Annotated in this window: 7 protein-coding genes and 1 pseudogene; all 8 read left to right on the top strand. The window is 54.4% G+C overall.

Annotated features, from left to right (window positions below; genetic code table 11):
• Positions 1-255 precede the first annotated feature (255 nt).
• The 8 genes and pseudogenes from V7080_RS20640 (at position 256) to V7080_RS20605 (ending at position 8316) form a co-directional block, all read left to right on the top strand.
• Positions 256-2499: a bifunctional diguanylate cyclase/phosphodiesterase gene (locus tag V7080_RS20640; RefSeq protein ID WP_334190268.1), complete on the top strand. Its 2244-nt coding sequence runs from the start codon at positions 256-258 to the stop codon at positions 2497-2499.
• Between the two features lie 417 nt (positions 2500-2916).
• Positions 2917-4077: pseudogene (locus V7080_RS20635) on the top strand (diguanylate cyclase); the annotation flags it as partial.
• A gap of 30 nt (positions 4078-4107) precedes the next feature.
• Complete coding sequence (locus V7080_RS20630) at positions 4108-4956, top strand: EAL domain-containing protein (RefSeq protein WP_334190269.1); 849 nt, start codon at positions 4108-4110, stop codon at positions 4954-4956.
• A gap of 228 nt (positions 4957-5184) precedes the next feature.
• Positions 5185-5493, top strand: a complete 309-nt coding sequence (locus V7080_RS20625) for a hypothetical protein (protein WP_334190267.1) — start codon at positions 5185-5187, stop codon at positions 5491-5493.
• Positions 5494-5657: 164 nt separating this feature from the next.
• The gene (locus V7080_RS20620) at positions 5658-5849 is read left to right on the top strand and encodes a hypothetical protein (RefSeq protein ID WP_334190266.1); all 192 of its coding nucleotides are present in this window, start codon (positions 5658-5660) and stop codon (positions 5847-5849) included.
• Between the two features lie 644 nt (positions 5850-6493).
• Positions 6494-6862: a DUF423 domain-containing protein gene (locus V7080_RS20615; protein WP_334190265.1), complete on the top strand. Its 369-nt coding sequence runs from the start codon at positions 6494-6496 to the stop codon at positions 6860-6862.
• Positions 6863-7058: 196 nt separating this feature from the next.
• A complete protein-coding gene (locus tag V7080_RS20610; RefSeq protein ID WP_334190264.1) occupies positions 7059-7778 on the top strand; it encodes a CBS domain-containing protein in 720 nt (239 codons plus the stop codon).
• Between the two features lie 85 nt (positions 7779-7863).
• Positions 7864-8316, top strand: a complete 453-nt coding sequence (locus tag V7080_RS20605; RefSeq protein WP_334190263.1) for a hypothetical protein — start codon at positions 7864-7866, stop codon at positions 8314-8316.
• Positions 8317-8649 lie beyond the last annotated feature (333 nt).

Raw genomic sequence — 8649 nt, 5'->3', positions numbered from 1 at the left:
AGGACCGGGCGAGGGTGGAGATCGAGGCGACCGCCGTCGTTCCATAGGGACGACAACCCCGATTCCGACGTCCCGGCCGATGCCACCGCAAGGGTTGTGATGTATACGCCAACACACTCAAAAATTACTTAAATCCCGCTACTAAATAGGATATGGTTCTCAGTTCCGGCGACTGGCGCCGTGACGGGAGCGATTTTGCGGATCCAGAGCAATCTGTGGGGAATACGAAGTCCAGGCGAACGCCGGGCAGCCTGGATGGTACTACTTGGCGCTGGACTGGCATTGCTGATTCTCTGGTCGGCGATCGCCGGTATTCTTCTTCGCAGCCGCCATTCCGCGATCGACGCCGAACGGCGCGTCCTCGAGCGGATGTCCTCGGTTGTCGAGGAACAGACGCGCAACTTCTTCTCGGTGGTCGACTTTTTCCTGATCAGCGCCAACAGGATTCTCGACAGCCAACCGATTGGAAACCCGCATACCGATCCCGACCTGCTGAGCCTGGTAAAAACCCTTGAAACGCAGTCCGGCGGCCGGATTGGCGCGCATATTCTTACCTCGGACGGCACCTTTCACGATCTCGCTACCGCCAACAAACAGTCAATCGGGAATATCGCGAACCGGGACTATTTCGGTGCGCAATCGCTTCGTTCAGCAGGTGGTGTGTACATCGGCAAGCCAGAAGAAAGCAGTTTCACCGGGCAGATGGTGCTTCCCATTTTTCACGCCGATCCCGACGCGCGGGCCGCACGCAACTTTGTCGTGGTTGCCTCCATTGACACGCAGGCGATCAATACCTTGTATGAGTCCGGCCGAACCAAGCCGAGCGGCTCGATCGGTTTGGTCCGGCGTGACGGCATCCTTCTCGCACGCGCGCCGCATGGCGAAAGTTTCATCGGCAAGTCGATCGCCGGTGGCGGCTTGTGGAAGGAAAGTCTGCCGAAAGCCCAGCGCGGCTGGAGCATTCTTCCCAATACCGTAATCGACAAAACATCTAGGCTGACCGCTTATGCCGCCATGGATGAGTATCCTCTGGTGGTGATTGCGTCCTCCTCGATGGACGATGTCCTCGCTGGCTGGCGAAAGCTGTTATGGGGCTTGCTCGTCAGTGGCACGGTTCTCAGTTGCATGACCGTGCTTGGTGCGCGCCGGCTGATTTCATTGCTCAAGGCGCTTGCGCAGACCCGCGCGGAAGTGGAAAAACAGGCGCGCCACGACTTCCTCACGGGCCTGCCCAACCGACGGGCATTCCACGAGCAGCTTGAGCAGGAGATCAAGCGGGCGCATCGCGCAAACCAGTCGATCAGCATTCTTTTTATCGACCTTGACCTGTTCAAGGAAATCAACGACACCCTCGGCCACGATATCGGCGATATGTTGCTTCAACAGGCTGCGCGACGCATCTCGGGCTACGTGCGCGAGTCCGACAGCGTTGCGCGATTGGGCGGCGATGAATTCACCGTCATCCTGCACGGGGTGACTGACCCGCATGGTGTGGAGCGCATCGCGCAGGGAATACTCAAGACGCTGGCGGAGCCGTTCGTTTTGCGCAGCGAGACCGCTTATGTCTCTGCCAGTATCGGCGTTGCCCTCTACCCGCAGGATGGAACGACGAGCGAAGACCTGATCATGCACGCCGACCAGGCAATGTATGCGGCGAAGAAGGAGGGCCGGAACCGCTGGACCTACTTCGCGCCGTCGATGCAGATTCGCGCGCAGCAGCGGATGCGCTACCTGAACGACTTGCATACCGCACTCGCGGAGCGGCAGTTCCGGCTGGTCTATCAGCCGATCATCGACTTGCGTTCCGGCCTCGCCCGGAAGGCCGAGGCACTGATCCGCTGGCATCACCCGCAGCGCGGCGTGATATCTCCCGCCGAATTCATCCCGGTCCTCGAGGACGCGGGAATGATCGCGGAAGTAGGGGAGTGGGTGTTTCATGAAGCGGCGCGGCAGGCAGCGGAGTGGCGACGGACCTTGCACCCTGATTTCCAGATAAGCATCAACAAATCACCGATGCAGTTCAAGAAAGGCTCGGCAAGCGCAAACGACTGGATGCAATACCTGGCGCAATTGGGATTGCCGGGTGAAAGCATGGCGATCGAGATTACCGAAGGATTGCTCCTGGAGCCCGGTGAAGACGTCACCATCAAACTGCGTCATCTTTCGGACGCGGGCATGCAGATATCGCTGGATGATTTCGGTACCGGCTATTGCTCCCTGATGTACCTGAAGCGATTCGACATCGATTTCATCAAGATCGATCGCTCGTTTGTTTCCGCTCTTACCGACGGTCCGGACGGCGTCGCTCTTTGTGAAGCCATCATCGTCATGGCACACAAGCTGGGGCTGAAGGTTGTCGCCGAAGGGATCGAAACCGCCGCACAACGAGACCTGCTCGTCGAAATGAATTGCGATTTCGGTCAGGGCTTTCTCTTCTCGAGGCCGCTCGGCCCGGACGAATTCGCACGCCTGACCGGCCAATCGTTCCAGCCTGCCTGAACCGGAACCACGCATCTCTGCCCTCGGATACAGACACGCCATCCGCATCCGTCTCTCCGTACGATTGATGACAAACGACCGACGCTCGCACTATGTCATGCGTCGTACATAGCGACCTTTTACATTGAAATGTGAACGCAGGATGGAACATGTCTACGACAGTCCCTTCTAATTCGATCAATGACATCAACGGGCGCACCCTGATTTATCAGGCCAGACAAAACAACCTGCCGTTCCCGGAAGGTTTCCACCGATACATGCCACCTGCGCAATCAAGCACTTTTACAATCACCCATGACACCCGTTGCCAATGCCAAACGTCTGATGCTTGCACTCAATGTCGCAAGAATGTCCGTCTGGGACTTCAACATTCCGTCAGGGCAGTTATTCGACAGCAAGATCTAATGGCGGGATAACGGACTGCGATTGCTGGGCCTGGAACCGAGAAAACTGATTCAACCGTTTTCCGACTTTATTGAGTTCGTGCATCCGGATGACCGGCAATCCGTTTGCAGCACCATGCAGGAGGCAATCGATGCGCACGGCGGTTATGACATCGAGTACAGGGTGATCTCGCCTGACGGCTCCCTTCATTGGCTGGCCGCACGGGCCGAAATCCAACTGCACGGGAACGGGCGATCCGTTCGTTCACTCGGATTGATCTGGGATATTTCGGCTCGGAAGGAAGCGGAGCTGGCGTTGGCGGAGCAGAAGGACCTGGCGGAAGTCACCCTGGGTTCCATCGGCGAGGGCGTGATCACCACCGATACGCATGGGATGGTCAACTACCTCAACCGGACCGCCGAACATGTCACAGGATGGTCAAACCGCGATCTCGGCAAGGGCATCCCGGTCAGCCACCTGTTCAAAACCATCGACGAGAAAACCGGGGAAACGATCGAGGACCCTGCGAGCAGATGCCTGCGGCTGAAAAAGACTGTTTCCCTTGTCACTCACGGGCAACTACTCAATAAGGAAGGAAAGCGCATCCCGATTGAGGACTCCGCCTCGCCGATTTGGTCACGCCAAGGTGACATCCTTGGCGCGGTGCTGGTGTTTCGGGACGTCAGCCATGAAAGGGCGCTTAAACAGGAATTGTCGTGGCATGCCGCCCATGATCCGCTGACAGGCCTGATCAACCGGCGCGAATTTGAAGTAAAGGTCACAACTGCGCTCGCGACCGCTAAAAGCGACCGGTACAGCCATGCACTGATGTTTCTCGACCTGGACCAGTTCAAGATCGTGAATGACACCTGCGGTCACAATGCAGGCGATGTGCTGCTCAAGATACTGGCAAAAATGCTGCACGGACATATGCGCGGCGCCGATATCCTGGCACGTCTCGGCGGGGACGAATTCGGCGCACTTCTCCTGAATTGCTCAGTGGACCAGGCAGTCCAATTGGCGAACAAACTCCGCCACGCCGTCAAGGACTTCCGGTTTGCATGGGCAGGGCGGAACTTTGAGATCGGCGTGAGTATCGGCCTGGTGACGATCAACGAATACAGCAAGTCGGTCAATGAACTGCTGAGCGCAGCCGATCAGGCTTGCTATGCGGCGAAGGAACTGGGACGCAACCGCGTGCACGTCTACGAAGAAACCGACGCCATGGTGGCCAAGCGGCATGGCGAGACGATGTGGGTTCCCCTTTTGACGGAAGCTTTGCAATCGCAGCGCTTCGTGCTGTACACCCAGCCCATCGTCAGCCTGCATGGCGGCGGGGCGGAACATGTTGAAGTACTGATCCGGATGATCAACGACAAGGGCGACCTCATTTTTCCCGGCACTTTTCTCCCTGCGGCGGAGCGATTCGACGTCATGCTCTCCATCGATCGGTGGGTCATCCAGACCGTATGCGACTGGTTAAGAAATACACGTACCAAATATGATCATGCTTACCGGAATCCGCAGATTGATCGAGTGCGGATCGCCAAATCGGTCTCGCAGGTTGGCTTTTACTCCATCAATCTCTCGGGTGCGACGCTGAACGATCCGGCGACCGGGGACTTCATTCTCGATATGTTTGAAAGAAATGCAGTTGACCCGGGGCTGATCTGCTTTGAGATTACCGAGACGGTCGCGATCAGCAATCTGGACGCAGCGTCCGTGCTGATACGGAGGATGAAAAAGCTTGGCTGCAGGTTTGCGCTCGATGATTTCGGCAGCGGGTTTTCGTCGTTTGCCTACCTGAAAATGCTGCCGGTCGACTACCTGAAGATCGACGGCATGTTCGTGCGCGACATTACGGCAAATGGCGTCAATCATGCACTCGTCCGGGCGATCAACGACGTCGGGCACGTGATGGGCATGGAAACCATCGCCGAGTTCGTCGAGAATGACGCCATCCTTGACGTTATCCGCGACCTTGGCGTCGACTATGCCCAGGGCCACGCGGTAGGTAGCGTTAAACCCTTGCTGGACGTTTCATCATCACCGGCATGGAAAACCGCCACATGAGTGATCTACATCCAGCGGGATGTGGCTGCGCCGCACTTCCCGTCGCATTTCCCGTCTTTGGCGACGAGACTGCCGGCTATCGTGGTACGCGAATCGGAATGCTATTATCCGGTTTGCTTTTGATCCAATATTGGTTCTTATTTTTCGTAAAAGGCTTTTCCATTTGTTAAAAGTGGAATCGGCGCTAGTCGATTGCCGATATTTTCATTGAAAACCATGGAGATATCGATGTACGGCATTCGAAGAAGCGTCAGGGATTTCGTTTTGCATGTGGGGATGTATCTGGCTTGGCCGGTCGCAGTAGGTTGCTCACTTCTAAGCTTCGCACTATTGATGGTCGAAGCGTTTTTTATCTTGCTTTTCCGAGGCCTGCGCTACGTGCGCTGGATTCCTCCTTCAAGGTGCGAAAATTTCAGCACATGGATGAGCGCGGAATGGCAATACTACGGGCGGGGCGGCATGCAGCGCGGATTAAGAAGATTTGGTCTCGAAGTCGCTCGAAAAGGCTACCTCAGCAATCACCATCCGCTTGTTTGATCGCAGACGACGACGGCAGCGGAAGAGGGTGGTGATAACGGTTGTGATCAAACAACTCTTTTTCCGCTACGCATCGTTTGTTTGATTGTTGTCAAATAGCGCAAGGTGGTGCCAAGGGTAAAGTTGCCTGCAGGAATGGCAACATTCACCTTGGAGATCACATCATGAATAGCTCAATCACCTTGCATGCATTGGCTGACAATAAACCGCATTCGATCAATACCGAGAAGATCATCGACATCGTCGAAACGCGTTTTGGCGGTTGCGGGATCTGGTTCTCCGACAGAAGCCTGCCTCCCCTTTTCTGGGAAACCAAGGAGCATGTTCTGCAACTGATCATGCCGAAGGCAGAATAGATTCCTGCAAATAAGCGGGCGCATTGCGTCGACTATCATTACAGACGCATTGCAAGCCTAAGGGGGAGAAAACGAACCTGCAAACCTAATCTGTTCTGTGGCTCCTGGACGCCTGTTGATGACGTTGCGTCATCTCGATATTTTTACGCGCAAGCTCTACGCGATAAATCTCGTTGTTCCTGACCCTGTATCGGTAATGTGAATAGCCCGCGCCCACAAGGACGCCGATCATGAGCAGCGAGGCAAATAAAAACAAAAGCATCTCTCCAAGTCTTCCCGAAAGTTGAGAATTCTATCATCGCGGCGAATGATGCCGGCATGATCCGCGATGACCTTTGCTTTTTCCATGTGTCTTTAGCGACTCCGTTGTTATGTATCAAAGGTATTATGGCAGCGCAAGATTGCGTCATGGCATGAAAGGTCGGAGGAGCAGACACGATGACCGATACCCATCGTCATAATAGATATTAATAGACGCATAATTTATATTATGTAAAATATAGTATGGAAACTATCCTTTGAATTCCATTGATACGCTCCACTAGCTTTCTGCCCTGTTAAATTGAACTGCCAAAGGCCAGGATCAATCTGTTTTTAACGGCGATTTAATGTAACGACCGCTATGGCATGAGGACGAACAATATATGGATCGACTTTTCATTGCAACCGGCGCACTGTCCGCATTCATCGGCGTTGCTGCCGGTGCATTCGGTGCGCATGGATTGAAAACCCGAGTTACTCCGGAAATGCTGAATGTGTTCGAGATTGGCGTGCATTACCATCTGGTCCACGCACTCGCCCTGTTTGCTGTTGCCTGGATGTATACGCGATGGCCCATCCCCCTGGTCATTGCGAGCGGATTCCTGTTCATGGCGGGAACCGTACTCTTTTCCGGATCCCTATATGTTTTGAGCATGACAGGCACAAAATGGTTGGGCGCCATTACTCCAGTTGGCGGCCTGGCGTTTCTCGCAGGATGGGCATGCCTGGCATGGGCTGCTGTGAGATCGTAGTTTTGATTCATTGTTTGTTTCCTCCCCGAGTTTTTCCGTGAACATAGAACTTCATTTGAAGCATCCCCTCCAACTTCGGATTACCTATTTCACATCGATATTTGTTTCCTAAACGCCGATCCGGATCATCTGGGCCGTATAGCGACGAAATCGGGATTACCACTGCAGCGAATGCTGGCTTTCGACGCCAGCCCGCATGTCCGAAGGAAATCCAAATATTGAAGCTTCCAGAGTCAAACAGGAGATGATGATGCAAACAGTAGCCGAAGTCATGTCGCGTAATGCGCGGTCCGTTGCCCCGCAGGAGACCTTGCAGCAGGCGGCAAAGCTCATGGATGAACTGGATGTCGGCGCACCCCCCGTCTGTAACGGGGAGCGCCTGGTCGGTATGGTTACTGACCGTGACATCGCAATACGTGGGGCCGCCAACGGGAAATCACCGCATGCAGCTCACGTAGCAGATGTCATGAGTACCGAGGTGCGGTGGTGTTTTGAAGACGAATCGCTTGACGACGTCATTCAGCAGATGAGCTACAACCAGATACGGCGTCTTCCCGTCATTGCCCACGATGATACGCACAGGCTGGTTGGAATGGTTTCGCTAGGCGACCTTGCCATTAAAGCCGCTGATGAGGTTGACGAAGGAGTCGAACACCTCACTAAGCAAGTTTCCTCTCCCCTACACCGCGGCCCTATGGGAGGAAATTCGCAAGCGATCGGTTCCGATAGTGGCGGTGCGGCCGTGCCTTCGAACGGTACCGACGGAACTGGCACGACCGGGTTTGCTGGTATTGGAACTGCCGGTGGAACAGGATCGACCTGTATCGACATAGATAAGGTCCCGTCCGATGAAGGCCAGCGCCAGAATGCAGACGTATTGAACAATTTAGGACCAGCTGGGGATTATAGTCGTTGACCATCACGAACGATGGCATCCGAGATGTCGACCCTCCACACTAACGGCGATGAGATCTGCCAGGACATTATCCAACGGAGATTCCATGAAAATTCGAAAGACAATTACCATCGACGGCACGATTCATGAACTGAGCGACGCTTTTCTCGCGCAGGTACTTGAAACGGCTGTCGACGGTGCCTGCTCCTATTGGGCGGATGTAAGTGCCGAGGATGCCAGTGAAAACGATGATCCCGATGGTGCAAGGGATTACGACCTCTCTGACTACATTGAAGGGAACAATCGCGGCGGCGATTCACCTTACTATACGGCCGCTAGTTTCCTTGTTTCCAAGAATTCCACCCAAGGCGGTACGCTTGATCTGGAAGGCGTTGCTGATTCGATCGAACGCATTGCCAGTGGCGAAGTGGACGTCGCTGCGGCCATACGGGAGATTATCGTCGCAGCGGTTCGTGACGACGATGCATCGGACATCGATAGCGAAGCCGCAGACTGCATCGTGCAAATCGGCTTGTTCGATGAGATTGTTTTTAGCTAGCTAGAATGCACTGGCTAATGAAATTTACAGCTGGAAATTTGACTTTTTACCTTCGGTACTCGACATCTCATAATCCCGCAACATAATGCTTTGTATTCCGGATACATCACCCTGCTCTTCCAATTGCCATCGTCGTATCGGTAGGCGCCCGGATCTTGATCCTGCCGCAAGAACAGACTAACTTGATGACTGCTTTGAAAGCAGAAGATATTCAACAATTAGTCGAATTGGACTGCTGATCGCCGGTACGGCACTGTTTTTTTATTTAGGGGTAGCCTGCACTGAGGCGAGGCGAACTGTGGAAGCTGTGTAAGCTGTGGCGATGGTGTGCGT

The sequence above is a fragment of the Noviherbaspirillum sp. genome, from assembly GCF_036846085.1.
Classification (GTDB): Bacteria; Pseudomonadota; Gammaproteobacteria; order Burkholderiales; family Burkholderiaceae_D; genus Noviherbaspirillum.
Note: the sequence above shows the minus strand (reverse complement) of the source record. Positions and strands in the feature narration are given on the sequence as shown.

Bases quoted from the DNA above. Each gene is read 5' to 3' on its own strand.
- V7080_RS20605 (WP_334190263.1), top strand. From the start codon at position 7,864: ATGAAAATTCGAAAGACAATTACCATCGACGGCACGATTCATGAACTG.
- V7080_RS20615 (WP_334190265.1), top strand. From the start codon at position 6,494: ATGGATCGACTTTTCATTGCAACCGGCGCACTGTCCGCATTCATCGGC.
- V7080_RS20630 (WP_334190269.1), top strand. From the start codon at position 4,108: ATGGTGGCCAAGCGGCATGGCGAGACGATGTGGGTTCCCCTTTTGACG.
- V7080_RS20640 (WP_334190268.1), top strand. From the start codon at position 256: ATGGTACTACTTGGCGCTGGACTGGCATTGCTGATTCTCTGGTCGGCG.
- V7080_RS20610 (WP_334190264.1), top strand. From the start codon at position 7,059: ATGTCCGAAGGAAATCCAAATATTGAAGCTTCCAGAGTCAAACAGGAG.
- V7080_RS20625 (WP_334190267.1), top strand. From the start codon at position 5,185: ATGTACGGCATTCGAAGAAGCGTCAGGGATTTCGTTTTGCATGTGGGG.
- V7080_RS20620 (WP_334190266.1), top strand. From the start codon at position 5,658: ATGAATAGCTCAATCACCTTGCATGCATTGGCTGACAATAAACCGCAT.